Below are 24,215 nucleotides of genomic sequence, written 5' to 3'. Positions count from 1 at the left end.
TCATGACGGGATGGAATCACGCGCGGCAGGCGCGCGATGCACGCCTCACGGCCGGCGCGGCTTTCGCGTGGCCCAAGGCCACTTCCTCCGGGGCGCGCGGCAAGCGGGTCGATGCGCGCGACACCGTCGCGTTGCTCGAAGCGGTGCTGCGGCCCGGCGACCGCGTTTGCCTCGAAGGCGACAACCAGAAGCAGGCCGACCTGCTCGCCACCGCGCTCGCCGACGTCGACAGCGCGAAGATCCACGACCTGCACATGGTGCAGTCGGGCGTCGTGCTGCCCGAGCATCTCGACGTGTTCGAGCGCGGCATCGCGAAGCGTCTCGACTTCGCGTATTCGGGCCCGCAGTCGCAGCGCATCGCGAAGCTGCTGTTCGGCGGCAAGATCGCGCTCGGCGCGGTGCACACCTATCTTGAACTGTTCGCCCGCTACTTCATTGATCTCACGCCGCAGGTCGCGCTGATCGCGGCGGTCAGCGCCGATGCCGACGGCAACCTGTACACCGGCCCGAACACGGAAGACACGCCGACCGTCGTCGAAGCCACCGCGTTCAAGGACGGCATCGTGATCGCGCAGGTCGACCGCATCGTCGACAAGGTGCCGCGCGTCGACATTCCGGGCGATCGCGTGCATTTCGTCGTCGAGGCCGGCCGGCCGTTCTACGTCGAGCCGCTGTTCACGCGCGACCCGGCCGCGATCACCGAGACCCAGATCCTGACCGCGATGCTCGCGATCAAGGGCATCTACGAACCGTACGGGATCAAGCGCCTGAACCACGGGATCGGCTTCAACACGGCCGCGATCGAGCTGCTGCTGCCGACCTACGGCGCGAAGCTCGGGCTGAAGGGCAAGGTCTGCACGCACTGGGCGCTCAATCCGCACCCGACGCTGATTCCCGCGATCGAATCGGGCTGGGTCGAGCAGGTTCACTGCTTCGGCTCCGAAGTCGGGATGGACGACTACATCCGCGCGCGCTCCGACGTGTGGTTCACGGGCCCCGACGGGTCGCTGCGCTCGAACCGCGCGTTCTGTCAGACCGCAGGCCTCTATGCGTGCGACATGTTCATCGGTTCGACGCTGCAGATCGACCTGTCGGGTCATTCGTCGACGGTCACGGCCGAGCGCATCGCCGGGTTCGGCGGCGCGCCGAACATGGGCAGCGACGCGCGCGGGCGGCGTCACCCGAGCGCGCCGTGGCTGAAGGCCGGCGCGGAGGCCGACCCCGACACGCCGGCGGCGCTCAGGCGCGGCCGCAAGCTCGTCGTGCAGATCGGCGAGACGTTCGGCGACAAGAACGTGCCGATGTTCGTCGAGAAGCTCGACGCGCTGAAGCTCGCCGACAAGCTGCAGCTCGACCTCGCGCCGATCATGGTCTACGGCGACGACGTCACGCACATCGTCACCGAGGAAGGGATCGCGAACCTGCTGATGTGCCGCGACAAGGACGAACGCGAGCATGCGATCCGCGGCGTGGCCGGCTATACGGAAGTCGGCCGCGGCCGCGATCGCAGGCTGGTCGAGCGGCTGCGCGAGCGCGGCGTGATCCGCCGCCCGGAGGATCTCGGTATCGATCCGCTCGACGCCGACCGCCGCTGGCTTGCCGCGCGCTCGATCAAGGATCTCGTGCACTGGTCGGGCGGCCTGTATGCGCCGCCGGCCCGGTTCCGCAACTGGTGAGGACAAGGGCATGGAACAGTTGAACTATCGCTTCACCGCGCGCGAACGCGCGCAGGGCGAACTGGCCACGGCGCTCGTCGGCGTGGTCGCGTCCGGCAATCTCGAGGTGCTCGTCGAGCGCGTGCTGCCGGGCAACGAATGCGAGATCGATATCCGCACCGCGGCGGTCGGTTTCGGCGCGGTGTGGCAGGCCGTCGTGTCGGACTTCGTCGAACGGCGCGCGCCGGGCGGCCTGAAGCTGTCGATCAACGACGGCGGCGCGCGGCCCGACATGGTGTCGCTGCGGCTCGCGCAAGCCGTGCGCGCGATCGAGGGAGGCGCATGATGACCGACGCGATCCACGACGCACCCGCATTCGTCGCGAACCGCGCGAGCTGGTACGAAGCGTCGGCGCGCCAGCGCGTCGACGGGCTGCTCGACGCGGGCAGCTTCACCGAATTTCTCGGGCCGGGCGATCGTGTGACGAGCCCGCACCTGCCGCTGTTCGACCTGCCGCAGCAGTTCGACGACGGGATGGTGGTCGGCCGCGGCCGGCTCGACGGCACGCCGGTGTTGATCGCCGCGCAGGAGGGCCGCTTCATGGGCGGCGCGTTCGGCGAAGTGCACGGCGCGAAGCTCACGGGGCTGCTGCGTGCGGCGCGCGACCTCGGCACGCCGGTGCTGATCCTGTTCGATACGGGTGGCGTGCGGCTGCAGGAAGCGAATGCGGGCGAACTGGCGATCGCCGAGATCATGCGTGCGCTCGTCGAGGCGCGTGCGGCCGGCGTGCCGGTGATCGGGCTGATCGGCGGGCGCGCGGGCTGCTACGGCGGCGGCGGCCTGCTCGCCGCCTGCTGTTCGGCGCTCGCGGTGTCCGAGCAGGGGCGCATCAGCGTGTCGGGGCCCGAGGTGATCGAGACCAATCGCGGCGTCGAGGAATTCGATGCGAAGGACCGTGCGCTGATCTGGCGCACGATGGGCGGCAAGCACCGCCGGCTGATCGGCGGCGCGGACCGCTACGTGGCCGATACGCCCGACGCGTTTCGCGCGGCCGCGCTCGACCTGATCGGCCGTGCGCCGAAATTCGACGCGGCGATGCTGCGCGCGGAGCAGTCGCGTCTCGAAGCGCGCGTCGAACGGTTCGGCGCATGCAAGGACGCGCTCGACGTGTGGCGCGCGCTCGGCGCGAGCGAGCCGGAAACGATTCCCGGCATGTCCGACGGTGAATTCGCGAAGCTCGCCGATCAACTGCAGGAGCCGCAGCATGACGCTCGATGAAGTACTGACCTCGCTGTTCCCGAACGGCCACGCGATCACGCGAACCGGCGGCTTGCTGGCGGGCCACGCTGATCTGACCGGCACGCGCGTCGACGTGATCGGCGTCGCCGACCGGCTGCCGTTCGGCATCGACGAAGCCGTGACGCTCGCGTCGCACGTGCTCGACACGATCGGGCGCGGCGGCGACACGCCGATTCTCGTGCTCGTCGACAGCGACAGCCAGCGGATGAGCAAGCGCGACGAACTGCTCGGCCTGAACGAAGGCTTGTCGCATCTCGCGAAATGCCTGATGCACGCGGAGCTCGCCGGGCACCGGACGATCGGCCTGCTGTACGGCCATACGGCCGCGGGCGCGTTCATCGCGACCGCGCTCGCGACGCGCACGCTGCTCGCGTTGCCGGGCGCGGAGCCGGAAGTGATGGACCTCCCGTCGATGTCGCGCGTGACGAAGCTGCCGATCGACGTGCTGAAGGAGATGGCGCGCTCGACGCCGGTGTTCGCGCCGGGGCTCGACAATCTCGTGAAGATGGGCGCCGTCGACGCCGTGCTCGACCCGGCACGCGCGCTCGACGCGCAGGTCGCCGAATGGCTCGGCAAGCCGGCCGATCGCAACGACGTGCGTGCGGCGCGCGGCCGGCCGGTCGCGGCCGACGTCACGCGCCGTGTCGAGGCACTCGCGCGTGCCGCACGCTGACACGCCGCTGCGCCGCCACACGCTCGTCACGCTGACGGCGGCAGGGTGGGGCGCGGCCTGCGCGCGCGATCCCGCGCTGGCGGCCGATCCGCTCGTGCAGGCGTGGGCCGCGCACGGCTGGCCGCTGATCGTGCGCCGCGCGTCGCCCGACGAGGCCGATGCGGGGCGCATCCCGCTCGGCTTGCCGCTGCCGCCTTCGGCGGGCAAGCGGCGCATTGCAATGAACGTCGCCGCCGACGCCCTCGCGTCGGTCGGTCCGCTGCCCACGCTCGCCGATGTGCTCGCTGTCGCGCCCGACGCATGGCACGCGACGCTGCGCGACCTGGCTGCGCTCGGCGCCCGCTGCGGCGTGCAGGGCCGCGTATTCGGCAGCCTCGCATGGCAGGCGCTGACGGGCGAGCGCTACCTGAGCGCGTCGTCCGATCTCGACCTCGTGTTTCCGCTGCCTGACGCCGCATCGCTCGCCGCGCTGCTCGACGGCCTGGCGACACTCGATGAACACGCGCCGATGCGCATCGACGGCGAACTGCTGCGCGACGACGGCGCCGGCGTGAACTGGCGCGAGCTGCATGCGCGGCTGCCTGAAGTCGCGGTCAAGACGGCGATCGCCGTCGAATTGATGCCTGCCGACGCATTCACCGGAGGCACGCGATGAGTGCGTGGGCCGCCTGCCGCGCGCCGGCGCCGTCCGATGCCGAGCGCATCGCCGAACTCGCCGAGCACAGCCTCGTGCTGGAAATCGACACCTATCCGAAGCCGGGCCTCGTCAGTCACGTCGACACCGGCAGTCACGCGGACATGGATGCCATGATGTTCGTGCGCAGCGCGGCCGTGCTGCGGCCGTACTTCGCGGAGCTCGCCGAAGCCGGTGCGCGTGACGCCGACATGGCCGTGCTGCGCAAGATCGGGCTGCGCGCGGAACACGCGATGCTTGCCGCGACCGGCGGCGTCAACACGCATCGCGGCGCGATCTTCGGGCTCGGGCTGCTGTGCGCGGCCGCCGGCCGCCGCACGGTGCCGGGCACCGCGGCACGCACGCTGACGCTCGGCGCGTTCGTCGCGCGGCGCTGGGGCACTGAGATCCTCGGCGGCCCGCGGCTGCCCGACAGTCACGGCGAGCGCGCGAGCCGCCGCTACGGCGTCGGCGGCGCGCGTCGCGAGGCGGCCGACGGGTTCACGACCGTGTACGACGTCGGGCTGCCGGCCCTGCGCCGCGCGCAACGCCGCGTGCCGGACGATCCGGAGGCCGCGCGCGTCGACGCCTGCTTCGCGCTGATCGCCGCGCTCGACGATACGAACCTGCTGCACCGCGGCGGGCAGGCCGGCCTCGATTTCGCGCGCGCCACGGCACGCGCATTCGTTGCCCGCGGCGGCATCCGCGCCCGCGACTGGCGACTGCGAGCGGCCGCCGCGCACCGCGCGTTCGTCGCGCGCCGGCTGAGCCCGGGCGGCGCGGCCGACCTGCTGGCGATGAGCGTGTTCGTCGATGCGCTCGAGACGAACGAGGCGGGACGATGACGCTGGCGATCCTCTGTTCGGGGCAAGGTGCGCAGCGTGCGGACATGTTCGAGCTGACCGGCGCGGTGCCGCAAGCCGATGCGCTGTTCGCGCACGCCGGCCGGCTCCTCGGCGACGATCCGCGCGACTGGGTGCGGCACGCCGAACCGGATGCGCTGCGCGAGAACCGCGCTGCGCAGATCCTCTGCACGGTGCAGGCGCTTGCGGCGACGATGTTGCTCGAGGCGATGTGGCCGCGGCGTCGTTGCGTCGCGGGGTACAGCGTCGGCGAAGTCGCATCGTGGAGCGTCGCGGGGATGATCGATCCGCACGATGCGCTGGCGCTGGCCGAGGCGCGCGCGCGCGCCATGGATGCCGCGAGCGGCGGCGATGAACGGATGGCATTCGTGCGCGGGCTCACGCGTGCGCGGCTCGCGCAACTCTGCGACGGCCGCGATGCGGCGATCGCGATCGCCAATCCGGGCGATGCTTACGTGCTGGCCGGGCGGCAGGCCGACGTCGCCGCGGTGGCCGACGCCGCCGCACGCGACGGTGCGCTGCGTGTCGCGCCCGTGTGCGTGCGGATCGCGTCGCACACGCACCGGCTCGCGGCGGCGGTGCCCGCGTTTCGCGCATCGCTGGCCGCTGTCAACGTGCGCCGGCCGCCGCCCGGCACGCGACTGTTTTCGGGGATCGACGGCGCGTCGGTGCTCGATGTCGACGCCGGGCTCGACAAGCTTGCGCGCCAGATCGCGGAGCCGGTCGAGTGGGCGGCCTGCCTGGCCGCGTGCGTCGAGGCCGGCGCGACCGCGTTTCTCGAACTCGGCCCGGGCCGCGCACTGGCCGAGATGGCGGGCAGCGCGTATCCGGCGCTGCCGGCACGCAGCGTCGCGGATTTCCGTTCCGTCGACGGTATCGCGAGCTGGCTCGCGCGCGTCGCGGCCGGCTGACCGGCGGCGGGCGAGCGGCCGGATCACGCGCCGCAACCGCTTCGAATCCGCGTCGAATCCAGTTCGAAATCTGCCTGCCGACCGGTCGTTCCGCGCCGGGTGTTGCGCCGGCGCAGCAGCGCTGCAGCAGGCGCTTGTCAAGCGAATTGGCGTCGCTACAATGGCGCCCGCCATGAGACCAGCCGCCTTCCTCGTCGCCGCGCTTTGCTGTGCGGCGACCGCCCACGCCAGCCCGATTCCGTCCGACGCCGCCGCGGTCGGCAGGTACTTTTCGTATGACAATGCGGCGGCCGACGCGACCGTCGACCTGATCGGTCAGGCACAGCGCCGCGTGCTGCTGGCCGGCTACGCGTACGTGCCGCCCGCGGTCGCGGCGGCGCTGCGCGCGGCGCGTTCGCGCGGGATCGACGTACGGGTCGTGCTGGTGCGCTCGCCGCGTGCGGGCAAGTACAGCGGCGCGGGCTATCTGAAATCGGCCGGCATCGACGTCGCGATCGATTCGCGGCACGGCGACCCCGCACCGCGTTTCGTGATCGTCGACGACAGCGTCGCGCTGACGACGCTGTCCGACGACGCGGCCGCGCACGCGGAAACGGTCAACGTGTTCCAGCGCGCGCCGGAACTCGCGCAGTCGTACGCGCAGTCGTTCTGGCGGCTGTATCGGCAGGCCGGCGGGCTCTGAGCGCGTGACGGCAGCCCGCCCCGGGCGAACGCCATCCATCCTTGTCAGTGCCGCGATCCGCCTGCCGCGCACGCCGGTATGACCCCGCTTGCATCGGCGTGTCCGATGAACCATGCTCGTTGAACAGGTGCCGGCGCGCAGGTCGCGCATCCGGCCCAACGGCAGGGAGCCGATCTTGACCGAGTGTTTTGCCGATCGCGCCGACGCGGGTCGTCAGCTTGCGCTCGCGCTGCACGACTATGCGGGGCGTCGCGACGTCGTCGTGCTCGCGCTGCCGCGCGGCGGCGTACCGGTTGCATTCCCGATCGCGCAGGCGCTGCGCGCGCCGCTCGACGTGCTGGTCGTGCGCAAGCTCGGCATGCCCTCTGATCCCGAATTCGCGATCGGCGCGATCGCGACCGGCGGGGCGATCCACCTGCAGCACGCGGCGATCCGCGCGATGGGCGTGTCCGATTCCCAGCTGGCCGACGTGATCGTGCGCGAGACCGCCGAACTGCAGCGCCGCGACACGCTGTATCGCGGCGCGCGGCCGCCGCTGCCGGTCGACGGCCGCATCGCGATCGTCGTCGACGACGGCATCGCGACCGGCGCGTCGATGCGCGTCGCACTGCAGGCGCTGCGCAAGCGCCATCCCGCGCGCATCGTGGTCGCCGCACCCGTCGCGCCGGCCGGCGCCCAGCATGCGTTCGACGATCTGGCCGATGCGTTCGTGACGGTGTCGCAGCCGCTGCGCTTCTTCGGGATCAGCCAGTTCTACGCGCGTTTCGACCAGACCGGCGACGACGAGGTGCGCGCGCTCCTCGATGCTGCCCGCGGGCCGGACGACGACCTCACGTCCGCCTGACCCGGCGCCGGCGCGATCCCGGGCGAACGGCTTCGGCCTGCGCGAACATGCGCTGCAGCGCCGGATGGACGTTGCCGTGCCAGCGCGCGCCCGTGAACAGCCCGTAGTGATCGCAATCGTCGATATCGAGACGCTGGCGCTCGCCGGCCTTGAGGCCGCGGCACATGTCGAGTGCCGCATGCGTCTGGCCGGCGCCGGTGACGGCGTCGCAACCGCCTTCGACCGTCAGCAGCGCGACGCCGCGCAGCGCGGCCGGCTCCACGCGCTGGCCGCCGACTTGCCACGTGCCGTTCGCGAGGCACATCCGCTGGAACACGATATCGACGGTGTCCAGGAAGTATTCGGCCGGCATGTCGAGCAGCGCCGTGTATTCGCGCAGCGCGCGCCGCGCGTCCGCCAGCGCCGTCAGGTCGAAGTGCGACGCGGCGCGCGCGTAGTCCTCGATCAGCGTCAGGAAGCGTTGCGGATACAGCAGCGCGATCTCGCCCTGCTGAAGATAGGTCGGGAACACGTGCCGGCCACGGCCGGGGAAGCGGGGCGGCACGATGTCGATCAGGTGGCGGCGGCACCACGCGAGCGAACGGGACGCGGCCGTGGTGCCGAGCGTGGTCGGGTTGATGCGTGCGTCGAGCGGCCCGCCGATCAGCGTGACGCTCGCGGGCGGTGCGTGGCCGCGCGCGGCGCGCAGCGCGAGTGCGCCGAGCGCGGGAACGGTGGCCTGGCATACGGCGACGACATGCAGCGGCCGGTCGTCGCGGGCGAGCGCGTCGACGAAGCCGTCGAGCGTCGCCACGTACTCGTCGAGCCCGAAGCGGCCCGCCGCGAGCGGGACGTCGCGCGCATTGACCCAGTCGGTCACGCAGACGTCGCCGTCCGCGAGCAGCGCCTCGACGGTCTCCCGCATCATCACGGCCGCGTGCCCCGCTAGCGGCGCGCACAGCAGCACCGCGCGCCGCGCATCGTCGCGTGCGAAGCGCCGCAACTGGCAGAACGGCGTGCGCGCGACGATCCGCTCGTCGACGGCCGGCCGCCGGATCTCGAAGCGCGGCGGCCCGGCGGCCGGCCCGAGGAGCGGTTCGAACAGGTCGTCGTAGCACGACGACACGGCGTGCGGCAGCGTCGCGGCGGGCCATACGTCGAACGCGTGGCGCGTCGCTTCGCGCCAGGCGCGCATCCATTCCCGCTGCTGCTCGACGACGTCGTACCACATGGCGAACCTCGAGGCGGAAGGGGGATGAATCTGCATTATGGTCACTCCGGGCGCGCAGCGGGTGTCGGAAACGTGACCGGACGACGCGGATTTCGCCGCGCGTTTCGGCGGCATCGCGCTAGGCACCGGCGCACAGCGCTGCTACAGTCGTCGGTCCCATTCCCTCAAGCGGAGCGTTTGCGATGAAGCTGATCGGCATGCTGGATTCCCCGTTCGTGCGCCGTGTCGCCATATCGGCGAAGCTGCTCGACCTGCCGTTCGAACACGAGTCGGTCTCGGTGTTTCGTCAGTTCGACCGGTTCCGGTCGTTCAGCCCGGTCGTGAAGGCGCCGACGCTCGTGACCGACGACGGTGCGACGCTGATCGATTCGTCGCTGATCGTCGACTACCTCGACCATCGCGTCGCGCCGGAGCGGCGCCTGTTGCCCGACGCCGCCGACGCGCGGCTGCGCACGCTGGTGCCGGTGGGCCTCGCGCTGGCGGCGGCCGAGAAGACGGTGCAGGTGGTGTACGAGCACGCTTTGCGGCCGACCGACAAGCAGCACGCGCCCTGGCTCGAGCGCGTGCTGAGCCAGCTCGAGGCTGCGTACGGCGAACTCGAGCCGCTCGTCGCGGCCGCGAACGGCTGGTTCGGCGGCGCGCGGCTGCTGCAGTCCGACGTGACCGTCGCCGTCGCCTGGCGCTTCACGCAATTCATGGAAGCCGATTACCCGGCGCTCGCGCGGATCGATCCGGCCCGGTATCCGGCGCTGGCCGCGCATTCGGCGCGTGCGGAAGCGCTGCCGGCGTTTGTCGAGACGCCGCTCGCCTGAACCCGGCGTCGATCGCGGCGGCACCGGAACGACGGCGGGCGAGGGCGGCGCGTCCGGCCCCGCCGCGTCGGAACCGGGCCGGCATTCTGCGCGTATCGACCCAACCGCAGTCCGCGGCGCGTCCGACCGCGCGTTATTGTTCGGCGCGACGTGCTGAAAACCACGTCGCGCCGCTGCGTCTTATGCGCCCGCGCGCTCGTGCGCTGCCCGCCCGGCCCCGTCCGGCAAGGACGTGCCGATTGTTCTCCGCCGCTGACAAGTGACTTCGCATTCGCGCTGTTTATCCGGATGCGGGCCGTCCCTAGAATCCACTCCATCGAATATGCATTGCCTGATGGAGCCGATGATGAGAGCGCTGATCGAATCGAGTTTGTACCACCCGTCCGTCGTGTTGCCGCTTGCCGCGCTGACGCAGCTGATGGTCGAGCGCGACTTCAATCTCGGCCAGGTCGGCCTGATCGTCGCCGCGCGCGGCGCCCAGGCAGCCGTGTCGCGTTCGCGTGCGCTGATCTTCTGCCGCCACTGCGAAGCGCACGCATGAACCCGCGTCGCATCGTCGGATGAAAAAACGCCCGGCCGGCGCAAGCCGGTCGGGCGGATCGGGTTCGATCAGGCCCCGGCTTCGGCCGGGGCTTTTTCATGGGCGAGCGGGCGACGCTCAGGCGCGCGCGGGCGACACGACGCCGTAGATTTCCGCGTCGTCTTCCTCGCGCAGCTGGCGCGCCAGCTGGTGTGCCTCGCGGCGCGACGCGACGGCCGGCGGCGAGCCCTTGAGCGGCTGGCGTGCGGTTTCGGCGAGTGCGACGACCGACACGATGCCGATCACGGCCGCGCCCATCATGTAGTACGCGGGCATCATCAGGTTGTGGGTCACGTCGACGAGCCACGCGGTGACGAGCGGCGTCGTGCCGCCGAACAGCGACACCGATACGTTGAAGCCGATCGCGAGCGCGCCGTAGCGGATCTCGGTCGGGAACAGCGCCGGCAGCGCCGACGGCATCACGCCGGTGAAGCACGACAGCAGCACGCCGAGGATCAGGAGGCCGCCGAACACCGACGCGGTGGTGCCCGCATGAATCAGCATCATCGACGGAATCGACAGCGCGAGCAGGCCGACGCAGCCGGCCAGCATCACGGGCTTGCGGCCGACCTTGTCCGACAGGCGGCCGGCGGCGAGCGTCAGCGGCATCATCAGCACCATCACGATCAGCACCAGCACGAGGCTGTGCGACTCGTCGAAGTGCAGCGTCGACGACATGAAGCTCGGCAGGTACGACAGCACCATGTAGTCGGTCACGTTGAAGATCAGCACGAGGCCGACGCAGAGCAGCAGCGCGCGCCAGTTGCGCATCAGCGTCTCGCGGAAGCGCGCTTTCGGCACGGCCTTGTCCTGCGCTTCGCGCTCCTCGGCCTGGCGCTTGAACGCCGGCGTTTCCTCGAGCTTCATCCGGATGTACAGGCCGATCAGGCCGAGCGGGCCCGCGATCAGGAACGGCACGCGCCAGCCCCACGACAGCAGCGCTTCCTGCGACAGCGACGCGGTGAGCAGCGCGACGACGCCGGCGCCCATCACATAGCCGATCAGCGTGCCGAACTCGAGGAAGCTGCCCATGAATCCGCGGCGCTTGTCGGTCGAGAACTCGGCGATGAAGGTGGCGGCGCCGCCATATTCGCCGCCGGTCGAGAAGCCCTGCACGAGGCGGGCGACGAGCAGCAGCACGGGCGCGATGATGCCGATCGACGCGTAGCTGGGGATCAGGCCGATCGCGAAGGTGCCGACGGCCATCATGATCATGGTGGCGGCGAGTACGCGCTGGCGGCCGATGCGGTCGCCGAGCGGGCCGAACACCATGCCGCCCAGCGGGCGCACGAGGAACGCGGCCGCGAACGTGCCGAAGGTCGCGAGCAGCTGCGCGGACGGACTGCTGGACGGGAAGAACACCTTGCCGAGCGTGACGGCGATATAGCTGTAGACGCCGAAGTCGAACCATTCCATCGCATTGCCGATGGCCATCGCGCTGACGGCGCGCTTGAGCAGGCTCTGGTCGACGACGGTGATGTCGTCCGCGGCGAGCGGAGCCTCGCCGGACGACGTGGAGGAAGAAGCAGCGGTCGGGCTGACGTGTGTTGCGGTCAAGGTCATGCACTCCTTTGACTGCGCCGGAACGGGCGGGCCGTCCGACACGGTTTGCCGGCGAGCGCGATGTCGTGTGCTGCGCGTCGGGGCAGGCCATTTAAGCGCTTACTGCACATGAGGCGGTAAAGGGCCGTAAGGGACTGCTTCGACGCGGGCCCGATGGGCCGTCGCGACGGTGCGCTCATGAAGAATGGGCCGCGTGATGCGAGCGGCAGATGCCGGCGCGGACGGAGTCCGGCGTTCCGGCAAGCGCCCCGGAGGGGCAACGAAACGAGAAAAGCGGGCCTGTCGGGCGGGCTTTCCTGTGGATGCAATTTCGGTCGAAGCACCGGCCCGCAATGCGCGGACGGACTTCTTGCGAAATCGAATAGACAGAGATTGAATGTTGAAACAGGCGACATGATAGCACGATGACAGACGATCGTGCAAATTGCCCGGAATCCCCCGTCTGGCGGCGGTTCCGGCGGGGTCGGCTCCGGTATGATCGGCGGCGCGCGGCGGGGTCGCGCGGGCCTGCCGGATGGGGCCGAATTTGCGAGGAACCGGATGACCGAACTGATCAGGATTGCGGCGTTGTTCGCTGTCACTGCACTGGCCGAGATCGTCGGCTGCTACCTGCCGTGGCTCGTGCTGAAAGGGGGAAGGCCTGTCTGGCTGCTGGTGCCGGCCGCGCTGTCGCTCGCGTTGTTCGCGTGGCTGCTGACGCTGCACCCGAGCGCGGCGGGGCGCACGTATGCGGCGTACGGCGGCGTGTATATCGCGGTGGCGCTGATCTGGCTGCGGGCAGTCGACGGCATCGCGCTGACCCGCTGGGATGTGGCGGGTGCGATGCTCGCGCTCGGCGGGATGGCCGTCATCGCACTGCAGCCGCGCGCTTGAGCGCGGCTGCAGGCACGGCTTCGGCGCGTGAGGCGCCGCGTCAGGCGGCTTCGGCGGCGTCCGCGTCGGCGGACTTGCGCCATACGCAGGCGCCCTTGACCGACTTGTCGAGTTCGTCGAGCTGGGCCTGGTGAGCGGCCAGTTCGTCGTCGCTCGCCGCGAGCACCGGCAGGTCGAGCGATGCGAGCGCCACGCGCTGGCCGTTCGCCGCGCCGCCGTCGGCGCCTGTGTCGTCGAGCATGTCGATCACGAGGCTGTCCTGGCCGCGCGTCATCGCGAGATAGACTTCGGCGAGCAGTTCCGAGTCGAGCAGTGCGCCGTGCAGCGTGCGGTGCGCGTTGCTGATGCCGAACCGGTCGCACAGCGCGTCGAGCGAATTGCGCTTGCCCGGGAACATCTGCTTGGCCTGCACGAGCGTGTCGATCACGCCGCCGCAATGCTCGGTGAACGGCGGCAGGTCGAGCCGCGCGAATTCTGCGTCGAGGAACCCGAGGTCGAACGGCGCGTTATGGATGATCAGCTCGGCGTCCTTCACGAAGTCGCGGATCTGGTCGACGACTTCCGCGAACTTCGGCTTGTCGCTCAGGAATTCGGTCGTGAGGCCGTGCACGGCCAGCGCGCCCGGATCGCTGTCGCGCTCGGGGTTCACATAGATGTGCAGGTTGTTGCCGGTGAGCCGCCGGTTCAGCAGCTCGACGCAGCCGATTTCGATCAGGCGGTCGCCCGTGCGGGGGTTCAGGCCGGTGGTTTCGGTATCGAGAATGATCTGGCGCATGTCGGATAAATCGGGAAAGACGGTAGGGCGGCCTGCGTTCAGGCTGCGATTCAGGCCGCGAGCGATGCGACGCCGCGGTTCGCGAGCGCGTCCGCGCGTTCGTTTTCGGGATGGCCCGCATGGCCCTTCACCCAGCGCCACTCGACCTCGTGCTGCACGACGAGCGCGTCGAGCCGCTTCCACAGGTCGGCGTTCTTCACCGGGGTTTTCGCCGCGGTGACCCAGCCCTTCTTCTTCCAGCCGTGGATCCACTCGCTGATGCCTTTCTGCACGTACTGCGAGTCGGTATGGACGATCACGCGGCACGGCCGCTTCAGCGCCTCGAGCGCGGCGATCACGCCCATCAGCTCCATGCGGTTGTTGGTCGTGTTGGGCTCGCCGCCGAACAGTTCCTTTTCGCGGTCGCCGTAGCGCAGCAGTGCGCCCCAGCCGCCGGGGCCGGGGTTGCCCTTGCAGGCGCCGTCGGTATAGATGTCGATGGTGTCGGTGGTCATGAGTGTTCTTGATGGGTGGTCGGGGTGGCCGCCGGCGTCAGGCCCGGCGCGAGCACGGGCTTCTTCATTTTGATCGGGCCGACGAGACGCATGCCGCGCACGCGCTTGACGGCGGTGATCATGTAGACGGCGCCGAAGATCGGCCACCAGCGGTCGCCGGCGGCTTCCATGAAGCCGTAGCGGGCAAGCCATTTGTCGGTGACGAGCGGCGGCCGGTAGCAGCCGAAGCGGCCGCGCTCGAGATCGAAGCCGAGCAGCTTGATCCAGTCCTTGAGCCGGATGAACGCGATCTGGTCGCGTGCGGCCGGCACGAACGGGCGGTTGGCCATGCGCCCGAACGACTGCCGCATGCCCCACAGGCTCAGCGAATTGAAGCCGGTGATCACGAGCTGGCCTTCCGGCATCAGCACGCGTTCGGCCTCGCGCAGCAGGCGGTGCGGGTCGGACGTGAATTCGAGCGTATGCGGCATCACGATCAGGTCGACGCTTTGCGACTCGAACGGCAGGTCGAGCAGGTCGCACCAGGTCGTGCTGCGGTCGGCCGGCGCATGCTCGGGCGCATGCGCCTCGCGCGCCCACGGATACTGGTAGGGCGCGCTCGCGCCGCTCGCCGGGTCGAGCACGAGGCCGCGATACGGCATGCGGTTCTCGCGCAGCGCGTCGAGCTGCGGCAGGCCGAGCTGCAGCGCGTGAAACCCGAAGACGTCGGACACGATCCGGTCGAGCTGCGCCTGCTCCCAGTCCAGCACGTAGCGGCCGGGTGGCGAGTCGGTCCAGGCGGGCCAGTCTATAATTTGACGATCGGACATAACGATGATTGCGTGCCCATGAACGAGCTGGAATATGTGCCGGTGCCGGCATTCGAAGACAACTATATCTGGCTCGTCTCGGACGGCCGCGATGCGATCGCCGTCGATCCGGGTGAAGCCGCGCCGGTACGCCGTGTTCTTGCCGAACGCGGCTGGCGCTTGACCGCTATTTTACTCACGCACCATCACGCCGACCACGTCGGCGGTGTCGCGGCGCTGCGCGATGGCCAACCGGACGATGTGCCGCTGGTCGTTTATGGCCCGGCGGAAGAATCGATCGACGTGGTCACGCGCCCGCTCGCGGGCGGCGATCGCGTGACGCTCGGCGCACCGGCGCTTGCGTTCGACGTGCTCGACGTGCCGGGTCATACGCGCGGCCACATCGCCTATTTCCAGGCGGCCGGGCAGGGCGCGGCCACGCCTCACGTGTTCTGCGGAGATACACTGTTCTCATGCGGTTGCGGCCGGCTGTTCGAGGGCACGCCCGCGCAGATGCTCGCGTCGCTCGACGCGCTCGCGGCGCTGCCCGGCGACACGCGCGTGCATTGCGCACACGAATACACGCTGTCGAACATCCGCTTCGCGCTCGCGTGCGAGCCGGGCAATACGGCGCTCGCCGCCTGGCGCGACGATGCGCAGGCGCTGCGCGCGCGCGGCGTGCCGACGCTGCCCACGACGATCGCGCACGAACGTGCCGTCAACCCGTTCATGCGGTCGGACAGCGCGGCCATCCATGCGACGCTCGAGGCCGAGCTGCACGAAACGGTGCCGGATCGACTGGCGGCATTCACGCTGATGCGCGAGTGGAAAAACCGGTTCCGATGACGATTTCGGGAGGACTCCAAACCTCAGGTAGCGTCTGTAAAAATTGCTGCAAATGTAGGATTTCGCTGAGTTTTCGGTGTTTTTATTGACGTGAAGCACGCACTTCCGTAGTATCGCCAGCAATTTCCAGCCGTCGGAAGCCGAGATTTTCATGCGACTTATATTGAGTGCGATGGTGGTCCTGCTGCTCGCCGCTTGCGCGAGCCAGGCCCCTGTCGCCAACAACGCCGCCGATTCGCAGGCGACGTCCAACTACCTCCGTAAATCAGCCACCGCCAAAGAAACTGTCGACGTCGACAAGCAATCCGTCGGCGACCTGACCAGTGCGGACTCCGATCTCTGGGGCCGTATTCGCCGCGGCTTCCAGATGCCCGACCTGCAGAGCGACCTCGTCGACATGCAGACGACCTGGTACACGCAACGTCCCGATTACGTGCAGCGCATGACCGAGCGCTCGCAGAAGTACCTCTATCACATCGTCGAGGAGCTCGAGGCGCGCCACATGCCGACCGAGCTCGCGCTGCTGCCGTTCATCGAATCCGCGTTCAACCCGCAGGCGCTGTCGGTCGCGAAGGCGGCCGGCATGTGGCAGTTCATGCCGGGCACGGGCCGCACGTACAACCTGAAGCGCAACATGTGGCAGGACGAGCGTCGCGACGTGCTCGCGTCGACGAGCGCCGCGCTCGACTACCTGTCGCGCCTGCATGACATGTTCGGCGACTGGTATCTCGCACTGGCCGCGTACAACTGGGGCGAAGGCAACGTGCAGCGCGCGATCGCGCGCAACCAGGCGGCCGGCCTGCCGACCGACTACCAGAGCCTGCGGATGCCGAACGAGACGCGCAACTACGTGCCGAAGCTGCAGGCGGTGAAGAACATCATCGCGAATCCGCAGCAGTTCGGCCTGACGCTGCCGGAGATCCCCAACCACCCGTATTTCGTGACGGTCACGACGGCGCGCGACATCGACGTGGCGGTGGCCGCGAAGCTCGCGAATCTGTCGCTCGACGAGTTCCGCTCGCTGAACCCGTCGTTCGCGAAGCCGGTGATCCTCGGCGCGACCGAGCCGCAGATCCTGCTGCCGTTCGACAACGCGGCGGCGTTCGAGAAGAACCTGAAGGCCTACAACGGCCAGTTGTCGACGTGGACCACCTATACGGTGAGCGAGCGCGCGCGCCCGGCCGCGATCGCCGAGAAGATCGGCGTGGACGCCGACACGCTGATGTCGGTCAACAAGATTCCGGCCGGCATGCGCCTGAAGCCGGGCTCGACGATCGTCGTGCCGCGCGGCGATGACGACGACGAGGACATCAGCGCGGACGTCGCGGAAAACGGCGTGCTCGCGATGGAGCCCGACGTGCCCGACACGCGCAAGATGCTGATCCGCGTGCGCCGCAAGCAGTCGATGGCGGCGATCGCCGGCCGCTACGGCGTGTCGGTCGCGCAGCTGAAGGCATGGAACCGCACGCATCGCGATCTCGCGATGCCGGGCCAGGCGCTCGTGCTGCACGTGCCGGTCGGCCGCGCGGTGCCGGCCGAGCCGGGGCCGGAGCGGATCGCGACGTCGACCGCCGGCGCGCATATCGAGCGCGCGAGCCTGTCCGTCGGCGGCAAGTCGCGCGGCGCGAAGCACGGTGCCGCGAAGCCAGCGGCCCGTGCGGCCAAGGCCGCGCCCGCGAAGGCTGCACCGAAGGCCGCTGCGCACAAGGGCAAGAAGTAACGCGGCCGCGATCGCGGCGCGGCGGCCCGACCGGGCCGCGCGATTGCGTTATCATCCGACGAAACGCGTAGCAACGCCGTCACCGAGGTGACGGCGTTTTCGTTTGTGCGCGGCAGCGCGGCCGCCGCTGCGCGCAGTCACAAGGAGAAGCGATGTCGTCGGTGCAGGTGAGGGTGCTCGCGCTGTTTGCGATCGGATATTTCGTGTCGTACGTGTTCCGCGGCGTCAATCTCGGCTTCGCGCCGTTCGTCACGCACGAGCTCGGGCTGTCGGCCGCCGATCTCGGGCTGCTCACCAGTCTCTATTTCCTCGGCTTCGCCGGCGCGCAGATTCCGGCCGGCGTGCTGCTCGACCATTTCGGCCCGCGCCGCGTGGCGGCCGGGATGCTGCTGTTCGCGGCCGCCGGCGCCGCCGTGTTCGGTATCGCGCACGATCTCGGCACGATGATGGTCGGCCGGCTCCTGATCGGTGTCGGCGTATCGGTGTGTCTCGGCGCGGCGTTCAAGGCGCTCGCGCAGCATTTTCCGGTCGGCCGGCTTCCGCTCGTCAACGGTCTCGTGATGGCGGTCGGCGGCCTGGGTGGTGTCGCGGTCGGCTCGCCGCTGACTTGGCTGCTCGGCGTGACGAGCTGGCGCGTGATCTGCGGCGGCCTCGCGGTGCTGACGATCGTCGTCGCGGCCGCGATCGGCCTCGGTGCGCCGGAAGCCGAGCGGCCGCGTCAGCAGGGCGGGATCGTCAGCCAGTTCAAGGGCACGTGGCACATCCTGGGCAGCCGTGCGTTCTGGAAGATTTCGTCGTTCTCGATCGTCACGCAGGGCGTGTTCTATGCGATGCAGTCGCTGTGGGTCGGCCCGTACCTGCGCGACGTCGCGGGGTTCGATGCGCAGCACACCGCGCGGCTCGTGTCGGTGCTCGGCTTCGCGATGATGGCGGGCTGCGTCGGCTTCGGCGCGGCGGCGCGCGTGCTCGAGCGCCGCGGGGTGTCCGTCCAGGCATTTTGCGGCATCGGCATGGCGCTGTTCGTCGCCACGCAGGGCGCGATCGTCGCGCGCGTGCCGCTGCCGCCGGCCGTGCTGTGGGCGGCCTACGGGATGTTCGGCGGCGTCGGGATCCTGACCTACGCGGTGCTGGCCGGTCGCTTTCCGGCGCATCTGATCGGCCGCGCGAATACGACGCTGACGCTCGTGATCTTCGTGCTGATCTTTGCGTTCCAGATCGGCATCGGCGCGGTGCTGTCGCACTGGCCGGCCGTCGACGGCCATTACCCGGCCGCCGCGCACGTTACCGCATGGAGCGTGCTGCTCGCGCTGCAGCTCGCGAGCGCGGTCTGGTGCGTGTGGCCCGCGCGCAGCGTTGGCAAGCACGTTGATCCGGCGGTACGCTGACGGGTAGGGCGGCTGCGGAAACGGGGCCGCAGCAACGAGTGTCGTGCGCGACCGCGCGCCGTCACGCGCGCCGCATGCACGATCGGACGGCCATATCGATTGAAGATAAGGCCATTTTCGGGCTATAATTTGAAAGTTTGTGCTGATCAACCTCGCACCCTAGCGCCTACCTCACTCATCCCGTTCATCCGCCGCACGCCGCCTGTCGGGCGATGCCGCGAAGCCTCGTGCGCCACGCGCCGGGTTCGCGTCTCGACAACGCAGGTCGCGTCCAGCTAGCGATTCCGCGCGCCTACGCAGCGCGGCGCTCGCGCGGCAGGGTAAACAGGTCGGCAGCAGGGTGTTCCCCAAGGAGCCTCCCGTGTTGCCGTCTTTTTCTCCCGCCTTGCTTGCACTCGCCGACGGCACGGTCTTTCGTGGTTATTCGATCGGGGCCGAAGGCCACACGATCGGTGAAGTCGTGTTCAACACCGCGATTACCGGCTATCAGGAAATCCTGACCGATCCGAGCTACGCGCGTCAGATCGTCACGCTCACCTACCCGCATATCGGCAACGTCGGCGTCAACGCCGAAGACGTCGAAGCCACGAAAGTCCATGCCGCCGGCCTGATCATCCGTGATCTGCCGACGCTCGCATCGAACTTCCGCATGGACCGCACGCTCGGCGATTACCTGCGCGACGAAGGCGTCGTCGCGATCGCCGGCATCGATACCCGCAAGCTGACCCGGATCCTGCGCGACAAGGGCGCGCAGAGCGGCTGCATCCTGGCCGGCTCGGACGACGAGGCGAAGGCGATCGAGCTCGCGCGCTCGTTCGCGGGCCTCGCGGGCATGGATCTCGCGAAGGTCGTATCGACCACCAAGCCGTTCGAGTGGAAGCAGACCGAATGGCGCCTCGGCAGCGGCTACGGCATGCAGGAAGCGCCGAAGTACCGCGTCGTCGCGTATGACTTCGGCGTCAAGTACAACATCCTGCGCATGCTCGCGGAGCGCGGCTGCCACGTGACGGTGCTGCCGGCACAAGCGAGCGCGGAAGATGCGCTCGCGCTGAATCCGGACGGCATCTTCCTGTCGAACGGCCCCGGCGATCCGGAACCGTGCGACTACGCGATCGCGGCCACGAAGCAGTTCATCGAGCGTGGCGTGCCGACCTTCGGCATCTGCCTCGGCCACCAGATCATGGGCCTCGCGGTCGGCGCGAAGACGCTCAAGATGAAGACGGGCCACCACGGTGCGAACCACCCGGTGAAGGATCTCGGCGACGGTCGCGTGGTGATCACGTCGCAGAACCACGGCTTCGCGGTCGACGCGGATTCGCTGCCGGCCAACGCACGCGTGACGCACGTGTCGCTGTTCGACGGCACGCTGCAGGGCTTCGAGCTGACCGACAAGCCGGCATTCTGCTTCCAGGGCCACCCGGAAGCGTCGCCCGGCCCGCACGACATCGGCTATCTGTTCGACCGTTTCACCGCACTGATGGACGCGGCGAAGCAGCGCAACGCCTGACGCAACTGAAGCAACCGAAGAACGGGAGATTCGCATCATGTTCGGCCACGCACTCGGCATCACGGATATCTGGACCTACGTGTTCGGCGTGATCTTCATCATCCTGCTGCCGGGGCCGAACTCGATGTACGTGCTGTCGCTCGCGGCGCAGCGCGGCGTGAAGGCCGGCTATCGCGCGGCCTGCGGCGTGTTCGTCGGCGATACGGTGCTGATGGTGCTGTCCGCCGCGGGCGTCGCGTCGCTCCTGAAGGCGAACCCGCTGCTGTTCTCCGTCGTCAAGTACGGCGGCGCCGCGTATCTGCTCTACATCGGCTCCGGCATGCTGCGCAGCGCGTGGCAGAAGCTGCGCGCGCGCAGCGATGCCCCGGCTGACGCACCGCAGGCGGTCGACGGCGAGCGGCCGTTCCGCAAGGCGCTGATCGTGAGCCTCCTGAATCCGAAGGCGATCCTGTTCTTCATCTCGTTCTTCATCCAGTTCGTCGACCCGGCATTCCCGCATCCCGCGCTGTCGTTCGTCGTGCTCGGGGCGATCGCGCAATGCGCGAGCTTCCTGTACCTGAGCACGCTGATCTTCGCGGGCGCACGGCTCGCCGAGCATTTCCGCCGCCGCCGCAGGCTCGCGGCGGGCGCGGCGAGCAGCGTGGGCGGCCTGTTCATCGGTTTCTCGGTGAAGCTCGCGCTCGCCACCATGAGCTGAGCGCGGCCTGCCGACCGACGACAACGCCACGACAAAGATTACTTACTGAATTCACAAGCCATGCCAAAACGCACAGACATCAAAAGCATCCTCATCATCGGCGCCGGCCCGATCATCATCGGCCAGGCTTGCGAGTTCGACTATTCGGGCGCGCAGGCTTGCAAGGCGCTGCGTGAAGAGGGCTACAAGGTCGTCCTCGTGAACAGCAACCCGGCGACGATCATGACCGACCCGAACACGGCCGACGTCACGTACATCGAGCCGATCACGTGGGAAGTGGTCGCACGCATCATCGAGAAGGAGCGCCCGGACGCGATCCTGCCGACGATGGGCGGCCAGACCGCGCTGAACTGCGCGCTCGACCTGCACCACCACGGCGTGCTCGAGAAGTTCGGCGTCGAGCTGATCGGCGCGTCGCCGGAAGCGATCGACAAGGCGGAAGACCGCCAGAAATTCAAGGAAGCGATGACCAAGATCGGTCTCGGTTCCGCGAAGTCGGGCATCGCGCACTCGATGGAAGAAGCGACCCAGGTGCACGCCGAGATCATGGTCGGCACCGGCGGCAGCGGTTACCCGGTCGTGATCCGTCCGTCGTTCACGCTCGGCGGCTCGGGCGGCGGCATCGCATACAACCGCGAAGAATTCGAAGAGATCTGCAAGCGCGGCCTCGACCTGTCGCCGACGCGCGAACTGCTGATCGAGGAATCGCTGCTCGGCTGGAAGGAATACGAGATGGAAGTCGTGCGCGACCGCGCCGACAACTGCATCATCGTGTGCTCGATCGAGAACCTCGACCCGATGGGCGTGCACACCGGCGACTCGATCACGGTCGCGCCGGCGCAGACGCTCACCGACAAGGAATACCAGATCCTGCGTAACGCATCGCTCGCGGTGCTGCGCGAGATCGGCGTCGACACGGGCGGCTCGAACGTGCAGTTCTCGATCAACCCGAAGGACGGCCGCATGGTCGTCATCGAGATGAACCCGCGCGTGTCGCGTTCGTCGGCGCTCGCGTCGAAGGCAACCGGCTTCCCGATCGCGAAGGTCGCGGCGAAGCTGGCGGTCGGCTACACGCTCGACGAGCTGAAGAACGAAATCACCGGCGGCCAGACGCCGGCGTCGTTCGAGCCGACGATCGACTACGTCGTCACGAAGATCCCGCGTTTCGCGTTCGAGAAGTTCCGCGAAGCCGATTCGCGCCTGACCACGCAGATGAAGTCGGTCGGTGAAGTGATGGCGATCGGCCGCACGTTCCAGGAATCGTTCCAGAAGGCGCTGCGCGGCCTCGAAGTCGGCGTCGACGGTCTCGACGAGAAGTCGACCGACCGCGACGAGATCGCGATCGAGATCCACGAGCCGGGCCCGGACCGCATCTGGTACGTCGGCGATGCGTTCCGCATCGGCATGACGGCCGAGGAAATCTTCGCGGAAACCGCGATCGACCCGTGGTTCCTCGAGCAGATCGAGCAGATCATCCTGAAGGAAAAGGCGCTCGCGGGCCGCACGCTCGCGTCGCTGACGTTCGACGAGTTGCGCTTCCTGAAGCAGAGCGGCTTCTCCGACCGCCGCCTCGCGAAGCTGCTCGGCGCGACGCCGGAAGACGTCCGTCGCCGCCGCATCGAACTGAACGTGCGCCCGGTCTACAAGCGCGTCGACACCTGCGCGGCCGAGTTCGCGACCAAGACGGCCTACATGTACTCGACCTATGAGGAAGAGTGCGAGGCGCAGCCGACCACCAACAAGAAGATCATGGTGCTGGGCGGCGGCCCGAACCGGATCGGCCAGGGCATCGAGTTCGACTACTGCTGCGTGCACGCGGCCCTCGCGATGCGCGAGGACGGCTACGAAACGATCATGGTCAACTGCAACCCGGAAACGGTGTCGACCGACTACGACACGTCCGACCGCCTGTACTTCGAGCCGCTGACGCTGGAAGACGTGCTCGAGATCGTCGACAAGGAAAAGCCGGTCGGCGTGATCGTCCAGTACGGCGGCCAGACGCCGCTGAAGCTCGCGCTCGACCTCGAGGCGCACGGCGTGCCGATCGTCGGCACGTCGCCGGACATGATCGACGCGGCCGAAGACCGCGAACGCTTCCAGAAGCTGCTGCAGGACCTCGGCCTGCGCCAGCCGCCGAACCGCACCGCGCGCGCCGAAGACGAAGCGCTCGCGCTGGCGGCCGAAATCGGCTACCCGCTCGTCGTGCGTCCGTCGTACGTGCTGGGCGGCCGCGCGATGGAAATCGTCCACGAGCCGCGCGACCTCGAGCGCTACATGCGCGAGGCCGTGAAGGTGTCGAACGATTCGCCGGTGCTGCTCGACCGCTTCCTGAACGACGCGATCGAATGCGACGTCGACTGCATCTGCGACGGCGAATCGGTGTTCATCGGCGGCGTGATGGAGCACATCGAGCAGGCGGGCGTCCACTCGGGCGACTCGGCATGCTCGCTGCCGCCGTACTCGCTGTCGAAGGAAACCGTGGCCGAGCTGAAGCGCCAGACGGGTGCGATGGCGAAGGCGCTGAACGTGGTCGGCCTGATGAACGTGCAGTTCGCGATCCAGCAGGTGCCGCAGGCGGACGGTTCGAAGCAGGACATCATCTACGTGCTCGAAGTGAACCCGCGCGCGTCGCGCACGGTGCCGTACGTGTCGAAGGCGACCAGCCTGCCGCTCGCGAAGATCGCGGCGCGCGCGATGGTCGGCCAGAAGCTCGCGCAGCAGGGCGTGACGAAGGAAGTCGAGCCGCCGTACTTCAGCGTGAAGGAAGCGGTGTTCCCGTTCGTCAAGTTCCCGACCGTCGATCCGGTCCTCGGGCCTGAAATGCGTTCGACCGGCGAAGTGATGGGCGTCGGCCAGACCTTCGGCGAAGCGCTGTTCAAGTCGCAGCTCGCGGCCGGTTCGCGCCTGCCGGAGTCGGGCACGGTGCTGCTCACCGTGATGGATGCCGACAAGCCGAAGGCGGTCGAAGTCGCGCGCATGCTGCACGACCTCGGCTACCCGATCGTCGCGACCAAGGGCACGGCTGCCGCGATCGAAGCGGCCGGCGTGCCGGTGAAGGTCGTGAACAAGGTGAAGGACGGCCGTCCGCACATCGTCGACATGATCAAGAACGGCGAGATCGCACTCGTGTTCACGACGGTCGACGAGACGCGCCAGGCGATCGCCGATTCGCGTTCGATCCGCATGAGCGCGCAGGCGCACAAGGTCACGTACTACACGACGATGTCCGGCGCGCGCGCGGCCGTCGAAGGCCTGCGCTACCTGAAGGATCTGGAAGTCTATGATTTACAAGGTCTTCACGCTCGCCTAAACTAAGCAGTCAGTTACCTGTCGAAGCAACACGTGCCGCGATTAAGCGGTGTTTC

The 24,215-nt window shown here is 68.8% G+C and carries 23 protein-coding genes; 18 read left to right on the top strand and 5 right to left on the bottom strand.

The annotated features are described in order from the left end of the window. Positions 1 to 2 precede the first annotated feature (2 nt). From mdcA to DIE17_RS24040, 9 genes are all read left to right on the top strand, one after another. Positions 3 to 1,676, top strand: a complete 1,674-nt coding sequence (mdcA, locus tag DIE17_RS24080) for a malonate decarboxylase subunit alpha (protein WP_124487564.1) — start codon at positions 3 to 5, stop codon at positions 1,674 to 1,676. A gap of 10 nt (positions 1,677 to 1,686) precedes the next feature. Next, positions 1,687 to 2,001: a malonate decarboxylase acyl carrier protein gene (gene mdcC, locus DIE17_RS24075; RefSeq protein ID WP_044844916.1), complete on the top strand. Its 315-nt coding sequence runs from the start codon at positions 1,687 to 1,689 to the stop codon at positions 1,999 to 2,001. Continuing rightward, positions 1,998 to 2,933, top strand: a complete 936-nt coding sequence (locus DIE17_RS24070; protein ID WP_124487565.1) for a biotin-independent malonate decarboxylase subunit beta — start codon at positions 1,998 to 2,000, stop codon at positions 2,931 to 2,933. The genes mdcC and DIE17_RS24070 overlap by 4 nt, the downstream gene beginning before the upstream one ends. Next, a complete protein-coding gene (mdcE, locus tag DIE17_RS24065; protein WP_124573129.1) occupies positions 2,920 to 3,627 on the top strand; it encodes a biotin-independent malonate decarboxylase subunit gamma in 708 nt (235 codons plus the stop codon). The genes DIE17_RS24070 and mdcE overlap by 14 nt, the downstream gene beginning before the upstream one ends. After that, positions 3,614 to 4,282, top strand: a complete 669-nt coding sequence (gene mdcG, locus DIE17_RS24060; RefSeq protein WP_124487567.1) for a malonate decarboxylase holo-[acyl-carrier-protein] synthase — start codon at positions 3,614 to 3,616, stop codon at positions 4,280 to 4,282. Before mdcE ends, mdcG begins: the two co-directional genes overlap by 14 nt. Next, positions 4,279 to 5,145 carry a triphosphoribosyl-dephospho-CoA synthase MdcB gene (mdcB, locus tag DIE17_RS24055; RefSeq protein WP_124487568.1) on the top strand — a complete coding sequence of 289 codons (867 nt, stop codon included), beginning with the start codon at positions 4,279 to 4,281 and terminating at the stop codon, positions 5,143 to 5,145. Before mdcG ends, mdcB begins: the two co-directional genes overlap by 4 nt. Further along, positions 5,142 to 6,074, top strand: coding sequence for a malonate decarboxylase subunit epsilon (gene mdcH, locus DIE17_RS24050; RefSeq protein WP_124487569.1), 933 nt, complete (start codon positions 5,142 to 5,144; stop codon positions 6,072 to 6,074). Before mdcB ends, mdcH begins: the two co-directional genes overlap by 4 nt. A gap of 160 nt (positions 6,075 to 6,234) precedes the next feature. After that, positions 6,235 to 6,756 (top strand): phospholipase D-like domain-containing protein, encoded by a 522-nt coding sequence (locus DIE17_RS24045; protein ID WP_124487570.1) that lies wholly within the window; start codon positions 6,235 to 6,237, stop codon positions 6,754 to 6,756. A gap of 175 nt (positions 6,757 to 6,931) precedes the next feature. Further along, entirely contained in the window at positions 6,932 to 7,600 is a 669-nt protein-coding gene (locus DIE17_RS24040; protein ID WP_124487571.1) for a phosphoribosyltransferase, read from the top strand. Here DIE17_RS24040 and phaZ read toward each other — a convergent pair. Continuing rightward, complete coding sequence (gene phaZ, locus DIE17_RS24035) at positions 7,587 to 8,810, bottom strand: polyhydroxyalkanoate depolymerase (RefSeq protein WP_124487572.1); 1,224 nt, start codon at positions 8,808 to 8,810, stop codon at positions 7,587 to 7,589. The genes DIE17_RS24040 and phaZ overlap by 14 nt on opposite strands. Positions 8,811 to 8,992: 182 nt before the next feature. On the opposite strand from phaZ, the gene DIE17_RS24030 reads away from it, so the two are divergent. Next, on the top strand, positions 8,993 to 9,622 hold the full coding sequence (locus DIE17_RS24030) for a glutathione S-transferase family protein (RefSeq protein WP_124487573.1): 630 nt from the start codon (positions 8,993 to 8,995) through the stop codon (positions 9,620 to 9,622). Between the two features lie 343 nt (positions 9,623 to 9,965). After that, a complete protein-coding gene (locus tag DIE17_RS24025) occupies positions 9,966 to 10,163 on the top strand; it encodes a hypothetical protein (RefSeq protein WP_044844954.1) in 198 nt (65 codons plus the stop codon). Positions 10,164 to 10,280: 117 nt separating this feature from the next. Here DIE17_RS24025 and proP read toward each other — a convergent pair whose 3' ends face one another. Further along, positions 10,281 to 11,765 carry a glycine betaine/L-proline transporter ProP gene (gene proP, locus DIE17_RS24020; protein ID WP_124487574.1) on the bottom strand — a complete coding sequence of 495 codons (1,485 nt, stop codon included), beginning with the start codon at positions 11,763 to 11,765 and terminating at the stop codon, positions 10,281 to 10,283. A 540-nt stretch (positions 11,766 to 12,305) separates the two neighbouring features. On the opposite strand from proP, the gene DIE17_RS24010 reads away from it, so the two are divergent. After that, positions 12,306 to 12,638 carry a YnfA family protein gene (locus tag DIE17_RS24010; protein WP_044844907.1) on the top strand — a complete coding sequence of 111 codons (333 nt, stop codon included), beginning with the start codon at positions 12,306 to 12,308 and terminating at the stop codon, positions 12,636 to 12,638. A gap of 40 nt (positions 12,639 to 12,678) precedes the next feature. Here DIE17_RS24010 and dnaQ read toward each other — a convergent pair whose 3' ends face one another. The 3 genes from dnaQ to DIE17_RS23995 are packed head-to-tail and all read right to left on the bottom strand — an operon-like array spanning position 12,679 to position 14,716. Then, positions 12,679 to 13,413 carry a DNA polymerase III subunit epsilon gene (dnaQ, locus tag DIE17_RS24005; RefSeq protein ID WP_124487575.1) on the bottom strand — a complete coding sequence of 245 codons (735 nt, stop codon included), beginning with the start codon at positions 13,411 to 13,413 and terminating at the stop codon, positions 12,679 to 12,681. Between the two features lie 50 nt (positions 13,414 to 13,463). Beyond that, positions 13,464 to 13,907: a ribonuclease HI gene (gene rnhA / locus DIE17_RS24000; RefSeq protein WP_124487576.1), complete on the bottom strand. Its 444-nt coding sequence runs from the start codon at positions 13,905 to 13,907 to the stop codon at positions 13,464 to 13,466. Further along, positions 13,904 to 14,716, bottom strand: a complete 813-nt coding sequence (locus DIE17_RS23995) for a class I SAM-dependent methyltransferase (protein WP_124487577.1) — start codon at positions 14,714 to 14,716, stop codon at positions 13,904 to 13,906. The genes rnhA and DIE17_RS23995 overlap by 4 nt, the downstream gene beginning before the upstream one ends. An 18-nt stretch (positions 14,717 to 14,734) precedes the next feature. Here DIE17_RS23995 and gloB point away from each other — a divergent pair, with 18 nt between their 5' ends. The 6 genes from gloB (at position 14,735) to carB (ending at position 24,165) form a co-directional block, all read left to right on the top strand. Next, positions 14,735 to 15,541, top strand: coding sequence for a hydroxyacylglutathione hydrolase (gloB, locus tag DIE17_RS23990; RefSeq protein ID WP_124521313.1), 807 nt, complete (start codon positions 14,735 to 14,737; stop codon positions 15,539 to 15,541). Between the two features lie 151 nt (positions 15,542 to 15,692). Continuing rightward, entirely contained in the window at positions 15,693 to 17,261 is a 1,569-nt protein-coding gene (locus DIE17_RS23985) for a transglycosylase SLT domain-containing protein (RefSeq protein ID WP_124487579.1), read from the top strand. 152 nt (positions 17,262 to 17,413) lie between these two features. After that, on the top strand, positions 17,414 to 18,646 hold the full coding sequence (locus tag DIE17_RS23980; RefSeq protein WP_124487580.1) for a nitrate/nitrite transporter: 1,233 nt from the start codon (positions 17,414 to 17,416) through the stop codon (positions 18,644 to 18,646). A gap of 361 nt (positions 18,647 to 19,007) precedes the next feature. Beyond that, entirely contained in the window at positions 19,008 to 20,153 is a 1,146-nt protein-coding gene (carA, locus tag DIE17_RS23970) for a glutamine-hydrolyzing carbamoyl-phosphate synthase small subunit (RefSeq protein ID WP_044844900.1), read from the top strand. A 37-nt stretch (positions 20,154 to 20,190) separates the two neighbouring features. Next, positions 20,191 to 20,850, top strand: coding sequence for a leucine efflux protein LeuE (gene leuE, locus DIE17_RS23965; protein ID WP_124487581.1), 660 nt, complete (start codon positions 20,191 to 20,193; stop codon positions 20,848 to 20,850). Between the two features lie 60 nt (positions 20,851 to 20,910). Then, positions 20,911 to 24,165, top strand: coding sequence for a carbamoyl-phosphate synthase large subunit (carB, locus tag DIE17_RS23960; RefSeq protein ID WP_124492230.1), 3,255 nt, complete (start codon positions 20,911 to 20,913; stop codon positions 24,163 to 24,165). Positions 24,166 to 24,215 lie beyond the last annotated feature (50 nt).

It is taken from the genome of Burkholderia sp. Bp9099, from assembly GCF_003857805.1.
Taxonomy (GTDB): domain Bacteria; phylum Pseudomonadota; class Gammaproteobacteria; order Burkholderiales; family Burkholderiaceae; genus Burkholderia.
This window is presented reverse-complemented; position numbering and strand designations above follow the sequence as displayed.